The 19,529-nt window shown below is 68.1% G+C and carries 17 protein-coding genes; 7 read left to right on the forward strand and 10 right to left on the reverse strand.

Translation table 11 applies throughout. The annotated features are described in order from the left end of the window. Positions 1 to 39 precede the first annotated feature (39 nt). Entirely contained in the window at positions 40 to 1,209 is a 1,170-nt protein-coding gene (locus IEV99_RS13760; protein ID WP_244643858.1) for an SAM-dependent methyltransferase, read from the forward strand. Beyond that, positions 1,206 to 2,537: an MFS transporter gene (locus IEV99_RS13765; protein ID WP_188518343.1), complete on the forward strand. Its 1,332-nt coding sequence runs from the start codon at positions 1,206 to 1,208 to the stop codon at positions 2,535 to 2,537. The genes IEV99_RS13760 and IEV99_RS13765 overlap by 4 nt, the downstream gene beginning before the upstream one ends. 3 nt (positions 2,538 to 2,540) lie before the next feature. On the opposite strand, the gene IEV99_RS13770 is transcribed toward IEV99_RS13765, so the two are convergent. Both IEV99_RS13770 and IEV99_RS13775 read right to left on the reverse strand, forming a co-directional pair. Then, positions 2,541 to 3,335: an SDR family NAD(P)-dependent oxidoreductase gene (locus IEV99_RS13770; RefSeq protein WP_244643859.1), complete on the reverse strand. Its 795-nt coding sequence runs from the start codon at positions 3,333 to 3,335 to the stop codon at positions 2,541 to 2,543. Between the two features lie 61 nt (positions 3,336 to 3,396). Continuing rightward, the gene (locus IEV99_RS13775) at positions 3,397 to 4,056 is read right to left on the reverse strand and encodes a ChrR family anti-sigma-E factor (protein ID WP_244643860.1); all 660 of its coding nucleotides are present in this window, start codon (positions 4,054 to 4,056) and stop codon (positions 3,397 to 3,399) included. A gap of 198 nt (positions 4,057 to 4,254) precedes the next feature. Between IEV99_RS13775 and IEV99_RS13780 the strand changes: the two genes are divergently transcribed. Beyond that, entirely contained in the window at positions 4,255 to 4,968 is a 714-nt protein-coding gene (locus IEV99_RS13780; protein WP_188518345.1) for an alanyl-tRNA editing protein, read from the forward strand. Positions 4,969 to 4,998: 30 nt separating this feature from the next. Beyond that, positions 4,999 to 5,847 (forward strand): 3-mercaptopyruvate sulfurtransferase, encoded by an 849-nt coding sequence (gene sseA / locus IEV99_RS13785; RefSeq protein ID WP_188518346.1) that lies wholly within the window; start codon positions 4,999 to 5,001, stop codon positions 5,845 to 5,847. A gap of 867 nt (positions 5,848 to 6,714) precedes the next feature. On the opposite strand, the gene IEV99_RS13790 is transcribed toward sseA, so the two are convergent. The 5 genes from IEV99_RS13790 to IEV99_RS13810 all read right to left on the reverse strand — a co-directional run bounded on the left by IEV99_RS13790 (position 6,715) and on the right by IEV99_RS13810 (position 11,543). Beyond that, positions 6,715 to 7,212: a hypothetical protein gene (locus IEV99_RS13790; RefSeq protein WP_188518347.1), complete on the reverse strand. Its 498-nt coding sequence runs from the start codon at positions 7,210 to 7,212 to the stop codon at positions 6,715 to 6,717. A 20-nt stretch (positions 7,213 to 7,232) separates the two neighbouring features. Then, positions 7,233 to 8,021 (reverse strand): amino acid ABC transporter ATP-binding protein, encoded by a 789-nt coding sequence (locus IEV99_RS13795; RefSeq protein WP_280514675.1) that lies wholly within the window; start codon positions 8,019 to 8,021, stop codon positions 7,233 to 7,235. Positions 8,022 to 8,033: 12 nt separating this feature from the next. Beyond that, positions 8,034 to 9,218 carry an amino acid ABC transporter permease gene (locus IEV99_RS13800; RefSeq protein WP_188518348.1) on the reverse strand — a complete coding sequence of 395 codons (1,185 nt, stop codon included), beginning with the start codon at positions 9,216 to 9,218 and terminating at the stop codon, positions 8,034 to 8,036. A gap of 10 nt (positions 9,219 to 9,228) precedes the next feature. Continuing rightward, positions 9,229 to 10,422, reverse strand: coding sequence for an amino acid ABC transporter permease (locus tag IEV99_RS13805; protein ID WP_188518349.1), 1,194 nt, complete (start codon positions 10,420 to 10,422; stop codon positions 9,229 to 9,231). Positions 10,423 to 10,523: 101 nt separating this feature from the next. Continuing rightward, positions 10,524 to 11,543, reverse strand: coding sequence for an amino acid ABC transporter substrate-binding protein (locus IEV99_RS13810; RefSeq protein WP_188518350.1), 1,020 nt, complete (start codon positions 11,541 to 11,543; stop codon positions 10,524 to 10,526). A 261-nt stretch (positions 11,544 to 11,804) separates the two neighbouring features. Here IEV99_RS13810 and metC point away from each other — a divergent pair, with 261 nt between their 5' ends. Then, positions 11,805 to 12,992: a cystathionine beta-lyase gene (gene metC, locus IEV99_RS13815; RefSeq protein ID WP_188518351.1), complete on the forward strand. Its 1,188-nt coding sequence runs from the start codon at positions 11,805 to 11,807 to the stop codon at positions 12,990 to 12,992. Between the two features lie 220 nt (positions 12,993 to 13,212). Next, the gene (locus IEV99_RS13820) at positions 13,213 to 13,647 is read left to right on the forward strand and encodes a lipid-binding SYLF domain-containing protein (RefSeq protein ID WP_188518352.1); all 435 of its coding nucleotides are present in this window, start codon (positions 13,213 to 13,215) and stop codon (positions 13,645 to 13,647) included. A 160-nt stretch (positions 13,648 to 13,807) separates the two neighbouring features. On the opposite strand, the gene IEV99_RS13825 is transcribed toward IEV99_RS13820, so the two are convergent. The 3 genes from IEV99_RS13825 to IEV99_RS13835 all read right to left on the reverse strand — a co-directional run bounded on the left by IEV99_RS13825 (position 13,808) and on the right by IEV99_RS13835 (position 16,801). Next, the gene (locus IEV99_RS13825; protein WP_188519664.1) at positions 13,808 to 14,212 is read right to left on the reverse strand and encodes a host attachment family protein; all 405 of its coding nucleotides are present in this window, start codon (positions 14,210 to 14,212) and stop codon (positions 13,808 to 13,810) included. A 258-nt stretch (positions 14,213 to 14,470) separates the two neighbouring features. Continuing rightward, a complete protein-coding gene (locus IEV99_RS13830; protein WP_244643861.1) occupies positions 14,471 to 15,142 on the reverse strand; it encodes a transglutaminase-like cysteine peptidase in 672 nt (223 codons plus the stop codon). Positions 15,143 to 15,514: 372 nt separating this feature from the next. Next, a complete protein-coding gene (locus IEV99_RS13835) occupies positions 15,515 to 16,801 on the reverse strand; it encodes a cystathionine gamma-synthase family protein (RefSeq protein ID WP_188518353.1) in 1,287 nt (428 codons plus the stop codon). Between the two features lie 265 nt (positions 16,802 to 17,066). On the opposite strand from IEV99_RS13835, the gene IEV99_RS13840 reads away from it, so the two are divergent. Continuing rightward, on the forward strand, positions 17,067 to 19,391 hold the full coding sequence (locus IEV99_RS13840; RefSeq protein ID WP_188518354.1) for a bifunctional salicylyl-CoA 5-hydroxylase/oxidoreductase: 2,325 nt from the start codon (positions 17,067 to 17,069) through the stop codon (positions 19,389 to 19,391). Positions 19,392 to 19,529 lie beyond the last annotated feature (138 nt).

Genomic DNA, 19,529 nt, shown 5'->3' on the forward strand with positions numbered 1-19,529 from the left:
ACGGCGGCGAACGTCGCCGAGGTCGCACGCGATCTGCCGATGGCCGCCCGGCAGGCGCTCGCCTTTGCGACCAAGCTGGAGGTCGGCTCGCTCGAAATCCACCTGCCGGACGGCCGCGTGCTGCTGGCCCCTGGCTCGCGGCCCGGACCCGACGCGGTCATGCATATTCGCGACCTGAGCTTCGCGCGGCGGCTTCTGGAGGGCGGCGACATCGGAATCGCCGAGGCGTTTCTGAGCGGCGAATGGGAAACCCCGGACCTCACGCAGTTTCTCGAGCTCTTCTGCGCCAACCACCATCTCATCGCCAATATGCTGGAGGATCGGCCCCTCGTTCGTTTCTGGCAGCGCATGCGGCATTGGATGAACCGCAACACCAAGGCGGGCTCGAAGCGCAACATCCACGCGCATTATGACCTCGGGAACCGCTTTTACGAGTCCTGGCTCGACGGCTCGATGACCTATTCTTCGGCGCTCTACACCCAGGCGGGCGACGATCTCGCGACCGCCCAGCGGCGCAAATACGCCGCGCTCGCCGAAACGACGAGGATCGATCCGTCGCACCACGTGCTCGAGATCGGCTGCGGCTGGGGCGGCTTCGCCGAATTCGCCGCCAAGGACATCGGCTGTCGCGTCACGGGCCTGACGATCTCGCGCGAGCAGTTCCACTACGCGCAAAAGCGCATGTTCGAGCAGGGACTGAACGAACGCGTCGAGATCAAGCTTCAGGACTATCGCGACGAGCGGGGCATGTATGACCGCATCGCTTCGATCGAGATGTTCGAGGCGGTCGGCAAGGAATACTGGCCGGTGTATTTCCGGCAGCTTTCCGAGCGGCTGAAGGCCGGGGGCGTCGCGGGCTTGCAGGTGATCACAATCCAGGATCGCTTGTTTGAAACATACACGCGCGAGGTCGACTTCATCCGCCGCTACATATTTCCGGGCGGCATGCTGCCATCGCCGGGGATCCTGAAGAACCTCGGCGATAAGGCCGGCCTGGCGCTCAAGGACGAGCGGATCTTCGGCCTCGATTACGCCGCGACCCTGGCCGAATGGCGCGAGCGCTTCCGCGCCGCGTGGCCGAGCCTCATGCCGCTCGGCTTCGACGAGCGCTTCCGCCGCATGTGGGAATACTACCTCGCCTATTGCGAGGCCGGTTTCCGCTCCGGCAACATCGACGTCCGGCAGCTCGTCTACGCCAAAACCGCGTGAGGGCGGATCGCGAACCGGGCGCCAGCCGGCTGCTGGCCTACGGGCTCCCTGCCCTGCCGCTGGCGATCCTCACTTTGCCCTTCTACGTCCTGACGCCGGCCTTCTACGCCGGCGACCTGGCGTTGCCGATCGCGGCTGTCGGGCAGGTTTTGATGCTGGTCCGCATCCTGGACGCCGCCAGCGATCCCCTCGTGGGGGTGCTGGCCGACCGCTTCAGACCAAATTTTGGCAGGCGCCGGCTTTGGATCGTCTGCGCCGCGCCTCTGCTGGCCGCCGCAGCGTGGAAGATCTTCACGCCGCCGGCTGGCGCCGGGCTGTTGTATCTCGGCTTCTGGGGCGTGCTGCTTTCAATTGCCTGGACGGCGGTGCAGATTCCGTATCTGGCCTGGGGCGCCGAGCTGTCGCGGTCCTATGCGGGCCGCAACCGCGTCACCGCTTACCGGGAAGCCTTCACGGTCGTCGGGACCTTGCTGGCGCTGGTCCTGCCCGCGCTTCTGCCGAGCTTCGGCCTGAATGGCGACCGCGCCGTGCTCGGCGCCTTCGCGGCAATTGTCGCTGTCGCGCTGCCGATGGCGGTGCTGCTCACCGTCGCGACGGTGCCGGAGCCGGAGGACCGCTCGCAGCGGCGCGGCTCCTGGCGCGAGGCCGCGACGGCGTTGCTGGCGAACCGCCCCTTCCTGCGGCTCGTGGCGGCCTTCCTGATCAACGGCCTCGCCAACGGGCTGCCCGCGACGCTGTTCCTGTTCTTTGTGCGCCACCGGCTGGAGGCGCCGGATGAGGCCGGGCCACTGCTCGTGCTGTATTTCGTAGCCGGCGCGGCCGGCGTGCCGGCCTGGCTGTGGCTGGCGCGGCGCACCTCCAAGCACCGCGCCTGGGCGCTCGGCATGGGGCTCGCCTGCCTCGCCTTCGCGTTTGCGCCGATGCTGGCCGCGGGCGACGTATGGGCCTTTGCGGCGATCACGCTGGTGACCGGCCTGGCGCTGGGCGCCGACGTGATCCTCCCGGCCAGCATGCAGGCCGACGTCATCGACGTGGACACTGCCCGCACCGGCGAGGAGCGGACTGGCCTGTATCTCGCGTTCTGGGCGCTCGCCACCAAGCTTGCGCTGGCGGGCGCGGTCGGGATCGCGTTTCCGCTGCTCGGCGCGGCGGGTTTCGAGCCCGGCGCCGGCCGTTTCGAGCCAGCCGGGCTCACCATGCTGGCGTTTCTGTATGCAGGGCTTCCGGTGCTGCTGAAGCTCGGCGCCATCGCGCTGGTCTGGCGCTTTCCGCTGGACGCCGCCGGCCACGCCGAGCTCCGCGACGCGATCGAGGCGCGGCTCCGCTGAGCCTCAGCCGCGGCCCGTATCGCTGGCCGTCACCTTGCCGACCAGCGGGAAATACAGCCAGTAGGGCAGAAGGTTCGCGGCCTTCAGGATCCACGACAGCCGGCGCGGGAAGGTGATCTCGAAGCCGCCCCGGGCCAACCCGTCGCAGATGCGCACCGCAGCTTTGTCGGCCGGGATGATGAACGGCATGGGAAAATCGTTCTTGGCCGTCAGCGGCGTGCCGACGAAGCCCGGGTTCACCACCTGGAGGGTGACGCCGGCCTTGTCGAGCGTGAATTTCAGGGCTTCGGCCATGTTGATCAACGCCGCCTTGGTGGCCCCATAGGCGGTGGACGACGGCAGGCCGCCATAGCCCGCCACGGAGGCGTTCACGGCGATCTGCCCCTTGCGGCGCGCCGTCATCAGCGGGATCAGGGCCGCGAGGCCGTTCACCGTGCCGCCTACATTGATGTCGAACGTCCGCATCACGAGGTCTGGATCGAAATCCGGCCCTTTCATCGGAAAAAAGGTGCCAGCGTTCAGGAAGGCGAGCACGATCGGCCCAGCCTGCGCCTCGATGGCCTCCACGGCCCCGACCAGCTCGTCTCGGCGAGTCACGTCCGCCGGATAGGCCAGGATGCGGCCGGGACCGGTCGCCTCGGCGGCAAGCTTCTCCAGCTCGTCCTTCCGACGCGCCGTAGCCGCAACCGTAAAGCCTCGCTTCGCCAGTTCGAGGCAGGTGGCGCGGCCGATGCCGGAACTCGCCCCGGTCACCCACGCGACCCCGTCCGCCGGCGTCGCCCGATACAGGCTCGACATGCTCATCTCCGGTTTGACGTCACGGAGGCGCGCCCTTGCAAGGGTCCGCGCCGGGCCGGGCTCAATGCCCGGTAATGCGGCGCACGAAACGGGCGAGCGGCCCTGTCAGGCGCAACGGCGCGTCCGTCACCGCGAAGCAGATGCAATCCGGCCCGTCGTCCGCCTTCGGATGATGGTCGAGGTCGGCGTCCGCAATGGCGACGTCGCCGCGCCCGTAATGGCCCGTGACGTCCGAGAACGCCCCGCTGAGAACCAGCGTGACCTCGCTGCCCTCGTGCGTGTGCGACGGAATCGTCTTGCCGGCCCTGATGCGATAGAGGGTCGCCTCGGATCCATCCTCGGTCGGCAGGCGAAATTCCCGGATGCCCGGCAGCTTCAGCCGCCATGGAATCTCGTCGAGCGTCCGGCCGGTGAGCGCGCAGAGCGGCGGCGGAAGAACCGCGCAATGCGGCGGCTGGCGCACGGACTCGGGCTTCTCGGCCGCGGCGAAGATCGCCGCGAGCTTGCGGTCGCGATCCGGCAGCGGCTGCCCAGGCATCTCCTCGAGCGCCTCGCCGCCGATCTGCTCGATGGCGCGCACGAAAGCGCGGCTCTCCGGCCTCAGATAGAGGTGAGCCGCCACGAGCTTGTGCAGGCTGGCCGGCAGACTGCCGGCCGCGTAGCCGACGAGCAACTCGTCCAGCCGCGATGTCGTTGGGGGCGTTTCAGCAAAAGAACTCAAGGCAGGTCCCGTCGCGCTCCAGATTGAGCTTGTATAGCCCTTACGCCATGAGGATGCGATTGGATCACGAAACCGCGACTTCGGGCAAACCCGTACGAGCCCCGCCGCCGGCCAGGGCGCTTCCCGCTCCCCGAGAACTGGTCTAGCTTCGCGCCCCCGGGGCACGCCAGCCCGAAACTCGACCGCACGGGAACGCCGATGCCCACCGACATGCTCTTTCGATCCGACGCCTACCTGCAATCCTGCGATGCGACCGTGGTGGCGGTAAACGACCGCGGCGGCGTGATCCTTGATCGGACCGTGTTTTACCCGACTGGCGGCGGCCAGCCGGGCGACAAGGGCGCGCTCGTCACGGCCTCGGGCACGGAGATCCCGATCGAGACCGCCGTGTATGGCGAGGACAAGGGCACGATCGTGCATGTGCCGGCGGCGGGATCGGCTCTGCCGACGCCCGGCGAAAAGGTCACTGCCCGGCTCGACTGGAGCGTCCGGATGCCGCGCATGCGCATCCACACCGCCCTGCACCTTCTCACCACCGTGCTGCCCTACCCGGTGACCGGCGGCTCGATCGGCGATGGCGAAGGGCGGCTCGATTTCGACATCCCGGACGGCGGCCTCGACAAGGACGACATCGCCGCCAAGCTCGCCGAGAAGATCGCCCAGAACGCCGACATCCGCGAGCGCTGGATCACTGACGAGGAGCTCGAGGCCAATCCCGGCCTCGTGAAAACCATGTCGGTGAAGCCGCCGATGGGAACCGGCCGGGTCCGGCTGGTCGAGATCGTCGGCCTCGATCTTCAGCCCTGCGGCGGGACGCATGTCCGCAACACCGCTGAGATCGGCGGCGTCGCGGTCACCAACATCGAGAAAAAGGGCAAGCAGAACCGGCGCGTCCGGATCGCCCTCGTCTGATCCCCCCGACCCTGCCAGGAGCTGTCGCCGATGTCGGCCAACACGAATCTCGTTTCCACCGCGTGGCTGGAAGATCACCTCTCGGCGCCCGACCTCGTGGTCGTGGACGCCTCCTGGTACCTGCCGACGCAAGGGCGCGACGGCAAGGCCGAGTACGCGGCCGGCCACATCCCGGGTGCGGTGCATTTCGACATCGACGCGGTGTCGGACCACGACGACCCTCTGCCGCATATGCTGCCTCGGCCGGAGGAATTCGCCCGCCACATGGCGGCGCTCGGCATCGGCGACGGCATGCGGGTGGTGGTCTATGACGGCCTCGGGATGTTCGCCGCCCCACGCGTCTGGTGGATGCTGCACAGCTTCGGCGTGCGCGACGCGGCCGTGCTGGACGGCGGCGCGCCCAAGTGGAAGTCCGAGGGCCGGCCCTGGACGGACGAGCCCACGCGCCGCCGACCGGCCGTGTTCACGCCGCGCTTCGACCATGGCGCCGTGGCCAGCCGCGAGGATATCGCCCGCATGCTGGCGGCCGGCAGCCACCAGGTGGTGGACGCCCGCGCGGCGGACCGATTCCGCGGCGACGCGCCCGAGCCCCGGCCCGGCCTGAAAGCAGGCCACATGCCGGGCGCCCGCAACGTGCCGTGGACCGACATCGTCCGGAACGGCGAGCTGAAAAGCCCTGAGGAGATTCGCGCCGCCTTCGAGCAGGCCGGCGTCGATCTGAAGCAGCCCATCGTCACCACGTGCGGCTCCGGCGTGTCGGCCGCGATCCTCACGCTGGCCCTCAACACCGCCGGCGTAAACACCAAGGCGCTGTATGACGGCTCCTGGGCCGAATGGGGCGGCCGCGACGACTGCCCGGTGGCGACCGGGCCGGCGTGACGCTTGGTTTTTCACCGGGAGCCTCCGTTTGCCCATTGATGCCTGCCGGCGCTGCGCGCCGCCGGGGATGAAGACTGAATGGTTCAACCTACTCCCCCGTCATTGCGAGCCGGAGGCGAAGCAATCCAGCCTGAAGGCCCGGCGTTAGGCTGGATTGCTTCGCTGCGCTCGCAATGACGGCCGAGAGTTTCGGGCTTTGGCTGCAGGCATGGCTCCGCGTTCTCCGTTCGCGCGGAGGTGAGGCGATCGGTGGAGGGGCGCCGCGAGGCGCCGGCCCATCTAGGGTTTTACGCGTAGGGTTCGGACGGGCCGACGCCTCGCGACCGGCGATTTTGAACCTTTCCGACCCGCGCTCCTTCCTCGTGGCCGCTCCTTGGGGGCCGCGACCGCGAGGGTGTTAAGGTGGCCGCGTCCACGGCCCCACCGTAGTGTGGGGCGGGCGGGCTGACTGCCGGACGTTGGGTCGGCCGAGGCTGTCACCCCTCGAACCCGCCGTCCGGCCGCTCCGGAAAGGCCTCCCGGGAGGGTGGGTCCGGTATCCCCATCCGCGCAGGCGCCGCGCCCCGACCCCGCAACGGACCGCTCCGGAAGCGCCCCCTCCCTGGGTCGAGAGTAGGCGCAGGGTGCGGGAAACGAGGCGGAATGTCAAGGATTATTTTCATATCACGGGCGCCTTCCCTTTCCCCCCGGGAGAGGGACAGGGGTGGGGTGGAGGCGCACCACGATGCAGCGCCTCGCCGTCATTGCGAGCGGAGCGAAGCAATCCAGGTGGTTGGGATGACGCTCGGCGCCGGGCGTCGCGCCCCGCCTCAGCTGGATTGCTCCGCTGGCGCTCGCAATGACGGAGAAATGCAGGCGCCCTCTCCCTTACCCGCCCGCCACACGCCTGTTCCGGGCGTGGCGGGCCAGCAGCAGCGTGAGGGCGCCGGCGAGAAGGAGGATGGGGCCGATGAGGCGGTCGGTTCCGACCGCGCGCAGCGGCGGGGCGGCGTCCAGCCAGGGCAACGCCGCGCAGGGGCAGTGGCCGCCGAAGGTGACGAGCGCGGTGAGAACCCCGGCCCACGCGCAGGTGAGAAGGCCCGCCAACCCGACCGGAAGCCCGGCGCCGCGCGCGAGGCCGTGCGGGTCGAGCGCCAGCGTGACCCAGCCCACGACGAAAAACGGCAGCGACACGAGCGCGCCAACATAGAGCGCGCCGGTGGCGCATTGCCTGCAGTCCACTCCCAAGATGGCGGCCAGCGCCACCATGGCCCCGGCCAGGAGCGGCCCCACAGCCGCCCTGCCGCTGCGCCAGCCGATCAGCGCCAGCACGGCCGCGAGCGTGAGAAGCCCAAGGCCGAGCAGGGCCGCGGCCGCGCGCAGCATGGCGGCTACCCCGCTGCGGGTTAGTGCAGGATCTGGCTCAGGAACAGCTTGGTGCGCTCGTGCTGCGGGTTCTTGAAGAACTCGTCCGGCGTGTTCATCTCGACGATCTGGCCGGCGTCCATGAAGATCACGCGGTTCGCGACCTGCCGGGCGAAGCCCATCTCGTGGGTCACGCAGATCATCGTCATGCCTTCCATGGCGAGCGACACCATGGTGTCCAGCACTTCCTTCACCATCTCGGGGTCGAGCGCCGAGGTCGGCTCGTCGAACAGCATGATCTTGGGGCTCATGCACAGCGACCGCGCGATGGCGACGCGCTGCTGCTGGCCGCCGGAAAGCTGGCCCGGGTACTTGTTGGCCTGCTCGGGGATCTTGACGCGACGCAGGTAGTGCATCGCGATTTCCTCGGCGTCCTTCTTGGGCAGCTTCTTCACCCAGATCGGCGCGAGCGTGCAGTTTTCCAGGATGGTGAGGTGCGGGAACAGGTTGAAGTGCTGGAACACCATCCCGACCTCGCGGCGGATCTCGTCGATCTTCTTGAGATCGTTGGTGAGCTCCGTGCCGTCGACGATGATGCGGCCCTTCTGGTGCTCCTCCAGCCGGTTGATGCAGCGGATCATGGTGGACTTGCCGGACCCGGACGGGCCGCAGACCACTACGCGCTCGCCGCGCTTCACCGTGAGGTTGATGTCGCGCAACACGTGGAACTCGCCGTACCACTTGTTCATGTCGATCAGTTCGATCGCGGTCTCGTTCTTGAGCTGGGCGGGCGCCAGGGCGGCGGGCGTAGTCGCAAGTGCGGATGACATGATGGAACTCCCTTACCGTTTGTCGGCCCGCGCCAGGCGCGCTTCCACGCCCCTCGCATAGCTCGACATCAGGTAGCAGCAGATGAAGTAGAAGATGGCGGCGTAGAGATAGCCTGTGGCCGAGACGGTGGGCGCGCCCCAGGTGGGGTCGATGCGCGCCGCCTCGATGGTCTTCAGGAAGTCGAAGATGCCGACGATCACGACCAGGGTCGTGTCCTTGAACAGGCCGATATAGGTGTTGACGATGTTCGGGATGGTGATCTTGAGCGCCTGCGGCAGGACGACCAGCGTCATCATCTGCCAGTAGCTCAGGCCCATCGCCATCGCGCCTTCATATTGCCCACGCGGCAGCGCCTGCAGGCCGGCGCGCACCACCTCGGCCATGTAGGCGGCCGCAAAAAGCGCGATTCCGACCAGCGCGCGCAGGAGCTTGTCGGGCTGCAGGTAGTCCGGCACGAACAAAGGCAGCATCACGCTGGCCATGAACAGCACCGTGATGAGCGGCACGCCGCGCACGAACTCGATGAAGATCACGCTGATGAGCTTGGCGGCCGGCATGGTCGACCGGCGCCCCAGCGCCAGCAGGATGCCGAGCGGCAGCGACACCACGATGCCCACCGCCGAGCACACGATGGTGACCAGGATGCCGCCCCACAGGTTGGTCTCGACATTGCGCAGGCCGAGCCATGGCGCCCCGACGAGAAGGATGTAGGACAGGATCGGCAGAACCACGAAGAAGTAGACGCCGCCGAGATCGCGTCGCGGCGCCTTCAGGTTGAGCAGCCACACCACGCCGATCGCCAGCAGGGCGAAAAACACGTTCACCCGCCAGCGCTCGGCCACCGGGTATGAGCCGTAGGTGAAATAGGCCGCGCGGTCCCAGATAAACGCCCAGCAGGCGCCCACCGCTGTGCGCTCGGGCGTGTAGATGCAGACGTCGCGGTTGGCCCCGCTCCACACCGCGTCGAAGATCGCGAAGCGGAGGAAGGGCGGGATGATCCAGGCCAGCAGCAGCCCGATGATAATCGTCAGCGCGATGTTCACCGGCCCGGTGAACAGGTGCTCGCGCATCCACGCCACGGGGCCGACCACGCTGTAGGGCGGCGGCGACGGCGCGAGCGTGGTCCGGCTCACATAGGCTGGGCCGGCGTCTACACGCGGCGGCGTTGGAAAGGAGGAAGCGTCTGCGGTCGTCATGGCGCGCCCCTCACCGCTCAACCAGAGCTTTGCGATTGTTGTAGATGTTCATCACGAAGGAGGTGCCCAGGCTGATGGTGAGATAGACCATCATGGTGATGCCCACGACCTCGATCGCCTGCCCGGTCTGGTTCAGCACCGTGCCGGTGAACACGTTGGCGAGATCGGGATAACCCACGAACACCGCCAGCGAGGAGTTCTTGGTGAGGTTGAGGTACTGGCTGGTGAGCGGCGGGATGATCACCCGCATGGCCTGCGGGATGATGATCAGCTTGGTGGTGATGTTGGGCCGCAGGCCTAGCGCGTAGGCGGCCTCGGTCTGGCCGTGCGAGACGGCCAGGATGCCGGCGCGCACCACCTCGGTGATAAACGCGCCCGTGTAGATGGTGAGGCCGAACAGCAGCGCCAGGAACTCCGGCTGCAGCACCATGCCGCCGCCGATGTTGAAGCGCGTCGCGGCCGGATAGTCGAACGCGATCGGGCGGCCGAGCAGCAGGAACACGAGCACGGGCAGGCCGACGATGAGGCCCAGCGTCACCCAGCCGACCGGCGCCTGCGCGCCCGTGGCCTCCTGGCGCTTGCGGGCCCACCAGCGGAACGCGATCGTGGCCACGACGCCGAAGCCCAGCGCCAGCCAGACGAAGTCGAACAGCGGCTCGGGATCCGGCCGGGGCGAGAACAGGCCGCGATTGTTGAGGAAGATGCCGAAGGGCAGCTGCGCGCTGTCGCGCACGCTGGGCAGCGCCTTGAGCACGGCGTTGTACCAGAACAGCAGTTGCAGCAGCAGCGGCAGGTTGCGGACGATCTCCACGTACCAGCGCGCCACCCCGGCCACGAGGATGTTCTTGGAGAGCCGCGCGATGCCCATCGTGAAGCCGAGCAGCGTGGCCAGCACGATGCCGACCACCGCGACCAGCAGCGTATTCAGCAGGCCGACCCAGAACGCCTGCCCGTAGGTGCTGTAGCGCTCGGAATAGTCGAGCAGCGTCTGGCTGATCGGGAAGCCCGCGAGGTTGTTCCAGAAGCCGAGCCCGGTGGCGATCTTCTGCCGCGACAGGTTCTCGTGCGCGTTGCTGACCGCCACATAGACCAGGAAGCCCAGGGCCGCGCACAGCAGCACCTGAAACGCGACGCTGCGCACCTTCGGGTCATAGAGCGGCGAAACTTTGGGCCGCGCGGACGCAGCCTCGGTCTGAACTGACATGATCCCGTTCCCCACTCCCCGACGACCGTCTAGCAAGCGTCGTTCCACTTGCGGCCGCCGTGATGCGGGGCGTGGTTGATCCACGCCCCGCGGTACTCAGATCAGCGGATCGGCGGGGCGTATTGGAGGCCGCCCTTGTTCCACAGCGCGTTGAGGCCGCGCTTGATCTTCAGGGGCGAACCCTGGCCGACGGTGCGCTCGAAGCTCTCGCCGTAGTTGCCGACGAGCTTGATGACGCGATACGCCCAATCATTGGGCAGGCCGAGCGCTTCGCCGAACTTACCCTCGGTTCCGAGCAGGCGCTTGATGTCCGGGTTGTCGGACTTCAGCATCGCGTCGACGTTCTTCTGGTCGACGCCGAGCTCCTCGGCGGTGAGCTGGGCGTATCCGACCCACTTCACGATGTCGAACCACTGGTCGTCGCCATGGCGAACGGCCGGTCCGAGCGGCTCCTTGGAGATGATCTCGGGCAGAACCAGGTGCTCGTCCGGCTGCGCCAGGCGCAGGCGCTCGGCGTAGAGGCCCGACGCGTCCGTCGTGAACGCGTCGCAGCGGCCGGCCTCGTAGGCCTTGAGCGTCTCGTCCGACGACGCGAAGGTCACCGACTTCAGCTGGATCTTGTTGGCGCGGAAATAGTCAGCGAGGTTGAGCTCGGTGGTGGTGCCCTGCTGCACGCAGACCGAGGCGCCGTTGAGCTCGAGCGCGGACGCGACCTTCAGGCTCTTGCGAACCATGAAGCCCTGGCCGTCATAATAGTTCACGCCCGTGAAGTTGAGCCCGAGCGAGGTGTCGCGCGAGATCGTCCAGGTGGTGTTGCGGACCAGGACGTCCACTTCGCCGGACTGCAGCGCCGTGAAGCGGTCCTTGGCGGACAGCGGCACGAACTTCACCTTGGAGGCGTCGTTGAACACCGCCGCCGCGATGGCGCGGCAGAAGTCGACGTCGAGGCCGGTCCAGTTGCCCTGGGCGTCAGGCTGGCCGAAGCCGGCGAGGCCGGTGTTCGAGCCGCACTGCAGGAAGCCCTTCTGCTTGACGTTGTCGAGCGTGCCGGCCGAGGCCGACCCGGCGACCAGCGCCGCGACGGCGCCGAAGGCTGCCGAGACGAGGATGTTGGTTTTCATTGAAAAAAGCTCCCACTCCGTGATTTTCGCCCCTGTTTTCAAGGGGTCTGGTCCGACCTGCGCGCGCAGTGCTCCGCGTCTTGGCAGGGCCCGGAATGGCTGCATCTCATGTGACTTTCGGCGTGCGGTCAAGGGCTTGGCCGCCATCCTCCGGCCAAGGCCTCGCCGAAGTCCCGCCACCTTCGGGGTTGACGCGGCCGGATGTCGCTGCACCCTTTGCGCCCTCGCCTGCCCCGACGCCCCAAGTTCCGGAACACCCCGATGAAGAAGCTCACCGAAGAAGACCGGCGCAAGCTGGCCGTCAGCACCCAGCTCGTCCATGCCGGCCGCGACCCCTCCGAGCAGCACGGCTTCGTCAACACGCCGATCTATCGCGGCTCCACGGTGCTCTATCCCACCTATGACGACATCCTGCACCGGCGCGGGCGCTACAGCTACGGCACCAAGGGCACGCCCACCATCGAGTCGCTGGAGACCGCCTGGACGCAGCTCGCCGGCGCGGCCGGCACGGTGCTGCTGCCGTCGGGCCTCGCCGCCATCGTGGTGGCGCTGCAAACCTGCCTCAAGGCCGGCGACCACCTGCTGGTGACCGATTCGGTCTACCGGCCCACCCGCGAGCTTTGCGAGGGCCTGCTCAGGAAGTTCGGCGTCGAGACCACCTATTTCGATCCCGCGCTGGGCGCCGACGTCGAGCAACTTTTCCGGGCCAACACGACCGCGATCCTCACGGAGGCGCCGGGCTCGCAGTCCTTCGAGATGCAGGACGTGCCCGCCATCGCGGAGGTCGCGCACCGGCGCGGGCTGTGCGTGCTGATGGACAACACCTGGGCGACGCCGATCTATTTCCCCCCGCACGCGCGCGGCGTCGACATCGCGATCGAGGCCGGCACCAAATACCTCTCCGGCGGCTCGGACCTCCTGATGGGCGTGGTCTCGGCCAACGCCGAGTGGTTCCCGCGCCTGCGCAAGACATTCGACCTCACCGCCCCCTGCGCCGGCCCCGAGGACGCGTTCCTGTGCCTGCGCGGCATCCGCACCATGGCGCTGCGCCTGCGCGAACACGAAAGCCAGGCCCTCCACATGGCCCGCTGGATCGAGGCGCGCCCCGAAGTGCACCAGGTGCTGCACCCGGCGCTGGAAAGCTGCCCCGGCCACGCCTTGTGGAAGCGCGACTTCCTCGGCTCCTCCGGCCTCTTCTCGGTGCTGCTGAAGCCCGCCTCCCCGGCCCAGCTCGCCGCCCTGCTGGACGACCTCAAGCTCTTTGGCATGGGCTATAGCTGGGGCGGCTTCGAAAGCCTCGTGATCCCGTTCGACTGCGCGACCTATCGCACGGCGACGACCTGGGCGCCTCCCGGCCCGGCGCTGCGCTTCCATATCGGGCTGGAGGATCTGGAGGATCTGAAGGCGGATCTGGATGCGGGATTCGCGCGGATGCGGCGGGTGGTGTGAGGGATGGGCGCGCGGGGATGACGGAGAGCGTTGAGCGGCCCCGGTTGGGGCGTCGCCAGCCAACGACAATGGGCCGCGCCCTTTGGCCGTGAACGCGACCTCCGCCTAATTCTCGCCAAATGACCCTTGGACCCGCGCGGTTGCGCGGCCTACGTTGAACATCCTGCAATCGCAGGTTTGCGCCTCCCCGCCCGCACTCGTGCCAAAAGGTCTGTCCCCCATGAATGTTTTCTCGAAGCTGAGCGTCGCCGCCGTCGCCCTCTGCGCAGTTGCGGGCGCAGCGACCCAGGCTGAGGCGGCCAATGGGGCCGTGCGGCTGCGGATCTTCAAGGCCGGGTTCGTGCTGGGCGGGTCGGCCGGGGAAGGGACGCTGGTGTTCCAGGGCCGGCGCTATCCGCTGTCGATCGGCGGGCTGAGCTACGGGTTCACGTTCGGCGCGTCGGAGACGCGCTTTCGCGGCACGGTGAGCAACATTCGCCGGCCGTCCGACATCGCCGGCGTCTACGCGCAGGCCGGCGCGGGCGCGGCGGCCATCAAGGGCGCGCAGGCGGTGGTGCTCACCAACCAGAACGGCGCCGTGCTGACGCTGGCCGGCGAGCAGACCGGCGTGATCGTCAGCCTGGACCTGAGCGGGCTGGCGCTGGGGCTGAAGTAGCGCCTCGGGCGCGACGCCTGCCGCAAGCCGCCGGGATTCGGCTCGGCGGCGCCTTGGCTCAGCTTGGCCGGGCGCGGCCGCAGACTGATCAGGAAACGGCGGGGGCGCAGGCCCTCGCCATCTCGATATGCCGACCGGCCCGGGCCGATCGCGGTTGGCGTCAGGCGGCGGCGAGCGTCTTTTCGATGTCGCGCACCGCGTGGCCGGTGAGGTCTTTCGCAATCTCATGCTGGAGAACGGCGATCAGCGCCTTGTGGTAGTGCTTGCGCAGCTCGCCCAACGTTCTCGGCGCCGCGATGATGACGAGGCTCGATATGGCGCCGTCAAGGACCTGGCGATTGAGCAGGTTTGCGGCTCCCGCGGCGAAACCGTCCTCCGCAGCCTGGCTTTCGTCGGGATTGGCCGCGCTGCTGTGATGGCGGGCGCCCGAGCTGGCGCTTTCGCTCTCGACATGAGCCGTCGGCATGGCCGAGAGCTTCATTTCACGTTCGTCGCCATGGTTTTTGAGCATGACCAGCTTTTCGCCGTCGATCACCGCGACAATGGCTCCTAAGGGAAGGATCATCGGAAATTCCTTTAACGATAGGGGCATGGCCGCCGGATTGGCGGCGTCGCCCTGACCGTTAACGCCCGAGATGGTCGATCGATACGCCCGCGGGCGCCCTCTGGCGGCGCTCAGCCTAAAGGCCCGGCAACTAGACTGGATTGCTTCGCCTCCGGCTCGCAATGACGGCGTGGCGGTGGGGCGGTCGTGACGTCCGGCCGGGGATGCCGACTGAGTTGGGGCGCGAACCGCGAGGCGGGGCGCTGAGGCGCCCTCCCGCTAGCGCTGGCCGGAGGCGACGCGCGCCGTACGCGCCCCAACCCCACCGTTTGCGCGCTTCAGCGCGACCAGGATCTGCGTCGGCGGGGCGGTGAAGACCCACTGGCGGGGCGCATCCGCGGATTGGCGGGTGAGAAAGAAATAGCCGGTGCTGCGCCAGGGGCGGATCTCGTCGCGCTTGTTGTCCAGCACGAGGTCGCCGCCGTCCGTGACCGCGGTGAGCACGGCATGGCCTTCGCCGTTCTGGTCGATCACGGCCGTCATCAGCAGGCGACCGGAGGGCCAGCCGAGCGCGATGAGTTTGCGGCGCTTCAGGAGGGCGAAATCCTCGCAGTCGCCGGCGCCGTCGTCCGGAAAGCCCCAGACATCGGAGACGCCGTAGTGCTCCAGGTCGGTGACCTGCCGGATCGTGTCGTTCACCTCGCGGTTTACGGCCTCGAGTTGGGCCATGCGCTCGGGCGTGGCGACAAAGGCGGCGGCGTCGCCGCGGACCACGCACTCGCCGGGGTTCTTGTCGCAAAAGGGGTAAAAGGCCTTCGGCGCAGGGGCGACGCCGCTCACCGTCATGGCGAGCTGGCTGCCGCCCTGGGCGGCGCCGACGCTGCGGGGCCTGGCGTCTGCCGGCGCGTGGGCGCAGGCCAGCAGCATCACCGCGAGGACCGCCGTCCCCAAGCCTCGAATCGCCCCCATCCGACCAACCCCCAGTTGCGGAGATTGCAGCTTGAGGCTGCGCCCCCGGGGTCGTCATCCGGATAGTTCCCTACGCGACGCAAGACCGCGGCGGTGAGTCTTCTGCGCCACAGTCAGGCTTGCGCCGATGCCGGGAGTGGGGGGCGCGGTGGATTGGTTCAGGGCTGAACGGCCGGTTTTGAGGCTGCTTTGCTGGCGCTGCTGGCGGAGACCTTGCGGCATGCCGCGACCAACCTCCCGTCATTGCGAGCGCAGCGAAGCAATCCAGACCTAAAGGCCCGGCCATCAGACTGGATTGCTTCGCCTCCGGCTCGCAATGACGGTGGAGGGGTTGGCGTGTCGCGAGGACCCGCCCTAAGCAATCGTCTCCAGCGCCTGGGCGAGATCGGCGATAAGGTCGTCAGCGTTTTCGATGCCGATCGACACCCGGATGGTGGCGTCGCTGACGCCAAGCCGGTCGCGGACCTCTTTTGGAACGCCCGAATGCGTGGTGGAGGCCGGGTGGCAGGCGAGCGACTCGGTGCCGCCGAGGCTCACGGCCAGCTTCACGATCTGCAGCGCGTTGAGGACCTTGAACGCCTCCGCCTCGCCGCCGCGCACGTCGAACGAGAAGGTGGAGCCCGGCGCCTCCGACTGCGTCTCATAGACGCGCCGCTCGGGCGAGCCTTCGGGCAGGAAGCCAAGGAAGTACACGCCCGTGACGCTGGGGTGCCGGCGCAGCCATTCGGCCGCCTTCTCGGCGTTGGCGTTGGCGGCGCGCATGCGCAGCACCAGCGTCTCCAGCGAGCGGCCGAGCATCCAGCACGAATGCGGATCGAGCTGCGTGCCGATGGCCGAGCGCAGGAGGCGGATGGAGCGGATGTGGTCGTCCGAGCCCAACGCCGCGCCGGCGATCAGGTCCGAATGGCCGCCCACATATTTGGTGAGCGAGTAGAGCGACAGGTCCGCGCCCTGCTGAATCGGTTTCTGAAACACCGGCCCCAACATGGTGTTGTCGCACGCGATCAGCGGTCGGTCGCCCTGCTTCCGGCCGATGACTTCGGCGACACGGCGCACGGCCGCGATGTCGACGATGGAGTTCATCGGGTTGGACGGCGTCTCGATGAAGATCATCGGCACGCGCCCCTGCGCCATCGCGGATTCGGCCGCCGCCATCATGCCGGCCTCATCGACGCCGTCGCCCAGCGGCGCGGCCTTGATGCCGAAATTCGCCAGGGTCTTGGTGATCAGCGTCTCGGTGCCGCCATAGAGCGGCTGGGAGTGGAGGATCACGTCGCCCGGCCGCGCATACGCGAGGATGCTGGTGGAGATCGCAGACATGCCGGAGGAGAACAGCAGCGCCTTCTCGGCGCCCTCGAACACGGCGAGCCGGTCCTCCACGATCTCGGCGTTGGGGTGGTTGAAGCGCGAATACACGAGCCCGGCCGTTTCGCCGGCGGGCAGGCGCTTGCGGCCGGACACGTAGTCGAAGAACTCCTTGCCGTGCTCGGCCGACGTGAACACGAAGGTGGAGGTGAGAAACACCGGCGGCTTCACGGCGCCTTCCGACAGGGTCGGGTCATAGCCATAGCCCAGCATCAGCGTCTCGGGCGCGAGCTTGCGATTGCCAAGCGTGTCCTTGTGGTAGCGTTTCTCGGCCATGGGGGCGTCCTGCTGGTGAGGGTATGGGGTTGCGTCAGCCTAGCATGGTTGTGGCGGCGGGTGCTCCCCGCCGCCTCAGCGTTCGGCCCCAGGCCGCGACGCCCACCCTCCCCCTCGGGGGGGGGGAGGGTGTTGCGCGCCACACTGGAAGGCTGTTCTGGGTTGCGGCGTCACATCACCCTCCCTTGCCCCCGAAAATGTTTTAAGCTTAAATCATCTTGCGGCCTGCGGGGCGGTCAACCGCGGCGAAGCCATGGAGGCGAGCATGCGCATCAGCATCATTGGCGGCGGGCCGGCGGGCCTGTATTTCGCGATCCTGGCGGCGAAAAGCTTCCAGCAGTCCTCCATCCGGGTGCTGGAGCGCAACCAGGCCGACGACACCTTCGGGTTCGGCGTGGTGTTTTCCGACCAGACGCTGGACAATTTCGAGCGCGCCGACCGCGAGAGCTACGAGGCCATCACGAACGCGTTCGCGTATTGGGATGACATCTCCATCCACGTCCGCGGCGAAGAGCACCGCATCGGCGGCAACGGCTTTTGCGGTTGCTCGCGCCGGACCCTGCTGATGCTGCTGCAGGACCGCGCCCGGGCGCTGGGCGTCGAGCTCGTGTTCGGCCACGAGAGCGACGTCCTGCCGGGGCCGGACGAGGCCGACCTCGTGGTGGTGGCCGACGGCGTCAACTCGCGCTTCCGCGAGCAGAACCGCGACCATTTCGGCACGCAGGTGGACCTGCGTCCCAACCGCTTCGCCTGGATGGGCTCCACCCGCCCGTTCGACGCCTTCACGTTCTTCTTCAAGGAAACCGAGCACGGCGTCTTCATCGCGCATTGCTACCAGTACGAGGCCGACCGCTCGACCTGGGTGCTGGAGACCGACCCGGAAACCTTCGAGAAGGCCGGCCTCGGGGCGATGTCCGAGGGGGAAAGCGTCGCCTTCATGGAGCGTATCTTCGCCGAGGAGCTGCAGGGCCACCCGCTCATCGCCAATCGTTCGCTCTGGCGGCAGTTTCCCATGATCCGCAACGCGCGCTGGACCATGAACGAGCGCGTGGTGCTGCTCGGCGACGCCAAGGCGACGGCGCATTTTTCCATCGGCTCAGGCACCAAGCTCGCCATGGAGGATTCGATTGCGCTGCACCGGGCGCTCGTGGCCGAACGCGGCGCGGTGGCGACCGCGCTCGGCCGTTTCGAGACCGGCCGACGCGAGGAGGTGGAGAAAACACAGCACGCGGCCGATGTCAGCCTCGTCTGGTTCGAGCACGTGAAGCGCTTCCTCGACATGGACCCGGTGCAGTTCGCCTTCGGGCTGATGACGCGGGCGAAGTCCATCACCTACGACAATCTGGAGCTGCGGGCGCCCGACTTCGTCCGCGCGGTGGACCGGAGCTTCGCGGCGGGCGTGGCGAAAACGGGCCTGCCGGTGGACGCGCAGCGCGCCGCCGCGCCCGCCTTCCAGCCGCTGCGGCTGCGCGAACTCACGGTTCCCAACCGGCTCGTGATGTCGCCGATGTGCATGTACTCGGCCGTGGACGGCATGCCGGGCGACTTCCACCTCGTCCATTACGGCTCGCGCGCCATGGGCGGCGCCGGGCTGATCTTCACCGAGATGACCTGCGTGGCTCCGGACGCCCGCATCACGCCTGGTTGCACCGGGCTGTGGAACGACGCCCAGCAGGCCGCCTGGACGCGCATCGTCGATTTCGTGCACGCCAACTCGGCCGCCAAGATCTGCCTTCAGGTGGGCCATGCCGGCCGCAAGGGCGCGACCAGGCTGATGTGGGAGGGCATGGACCGGCCGCTGCCGGAGGGCGGCTGGGACATCGTTGCGCCATCGCCCCTGCCCTACTACCCGGAAAGCCGCGCGCCCAAGGCCATGGACCGCGCCGACATGGACCGTGTGCGCGACCAGTTCGTCGCCGTCGCCCGGCGCGCGGACGCGTGCGGCTTCGACATGCTGGAGCTGCACGCCGCCCACGGCTACCTGCTGGCGAGCTTCCTGTCGCCGGTCACCAACCAGCGCACGGACGCGTACGGCGGTTCGATCGAGAACCGCCTGCGCTTCCCGCTGGAGGTTTTCGGCGCGATGCGGGAGGCGTGGCCGGCGGAAAAGCCCATGTCGGTGCGCATCTCGGCCACGGACTGGATCGAGGGCGGCCTGACCGGCGACGACGCGGTCGCGATCGCGGAGAACTTCGCGCAGGCGGGCGTCGACCTCGTGGACGTGTCCACCGGCCAGACCTCGCCGGCCTCGCGGCCCTTCTACGGGCGCATGTTCCAGACGCCCTACGCCGAGCAGATCCGCAACGAGGCGCGGGTCGCCACCATGTGCGTCGGCAACATCACCAGCGTCGACCAGGCCAACACTATCCTGGCGGCCGGCCGCTCCGACCTCGTCGCCTTCGGCCGCCCCCACCTCGCCGACCCGGCCTTCGCGCTGCGCGCAGCCGCCTGGTACGGCGCCGAGGCGCATCCGCCCAAGCCCTACGCGCCCGGCTGGGACCAGCTGAAGCGCAACACGCCGCGCGAGAAGGCCGACCTCACCGACCTGAAGCTGAAGGCCAAGCCGAAATCGCACCGGGTCGGGGCGTGATGCAGGATTCAACACCCTCGCCGTCATCGCGAGCCGAAGGCGAAGCAATCCAGCCTGATGGCCTGGCCTTTAGACTGGATTGCTTCGCTGCGCTCGCAATGACGGGAGGATGTTGGGTACAGCGCGGAACGGATTGCG

This window comes from Alsobacter metallidurans (genome assembly GCF_014636935.1).
Taxonomy (GTDB): Bacteria; Pseudomonadota; Alphaproteobacteria; order Rhizobiales; family Beijerinckiaceae; genus Alsobacter; species Alsobacter metallidurans.

Excerpts from the sequence above, each read along its gene's own strand:
- IEV99_RS13835 (WP_188518353.1), bottom strand. The coding sequence starts at position 16,801 with ATGGCCGAGAAACGCTACCACAAGGACACGCTTGGCAATCGCAAGCTC.
- IEV99_RS13840 (WP_188518354.1), top strand. The coding sequence starts at position 17,067 with ATGCGCATCAGCATCATTGGCGGCGGGCCGGCGGGCCTGTATTTCGCG.
- IEV99_RS13760 (WP_244643858.1), top strand. The coding sequence starts at position 40 with ATGGCCGCCCGGCAGGCGCTCGCCTTTGCGACCAAGCTGGAGGTCGGC.
- IEV99_RS13780 (WP_188518345.1), top strand. The coding sequence starts at position 4,255 with ATGCCCACCGACATGCTCTTTCGATCCGACGCCTACCTGCAATCCTGC.
- IEV99_RS13825 (WP_188519664.1), bottom strand. The coding sequence starts at position 14,212 with ATGATCCTTCCCTTAGGAGCCATTGTCGCGGTGATCGACGGCGAAAAG.
- IEV99_RS13805 (WP_188518349.1), bottom strand. The coding sequence starts at position 10,422 with ATGTCAGTTCAGACCGAGGCTGCGTCCGCGCGGCCCAAAGTTTCGCCG.
- IEV99_RS13810 (WP_188518350.1), bottom strand. The coding sequence starts at position 11,543 with ATGAAAACCAACATCCTCGTCTCGGCAGCCTTCGGCGCCGTCGCGGCG.
- IEV99_RS13790 (WP_188518347.1), bottom strand. The coding sequence starts at position 7,212 with ATGCTGCGCGCGGCCGCGGCCCTGCTCGGCCTTGGGCTTCTCACGCTC.
- IEV99_RS13770 (WP_244643859.1), bottom strand. The coding sequence starts at position 3,335 with ATGTCGAGCCTGTATCGGGCGACGCCGGCGGACGGGGTCGCGTGGGTG.
- sseA (WP_188518346.1), top strand. The coding sequence starts at position 4,999 with ATGTCGGCCAACACGAATCTCGTTTCCACCGCGTGGCTGGAAGATCAC.
- metC (WP_188518351.1), top strand. The coding sequence starts at position 11,805 with ATGAAGAAGCTCACCGAAGAAGACCGGCGCAAGCTGGCCGTCAGCACC.
- IEV99_RS13795 (WP_280514675.1), bottom strand. The coding sequence starts at position 8,021 with ATGTCATCCGCACTTGCGACTACGCCCGCCGCCCTGGCGCCCGCCCAG.
- IEV99_RS13820 (WP_188518352.1), top strand. The coding sequence starts at position 13,213 with ATGAATGTTTTCTCGAAGCTGAGCGTCGCCGCCGTCGCCCTCTGCGCA.
- IEV99_RS13800 (WP_188518348.1), bottom strand. The coding sequence starts at position 9,218 with ATGACGACCGCAGACGCTTCCTCCTTTCCAACGCCGCCGCGTGTAGAC.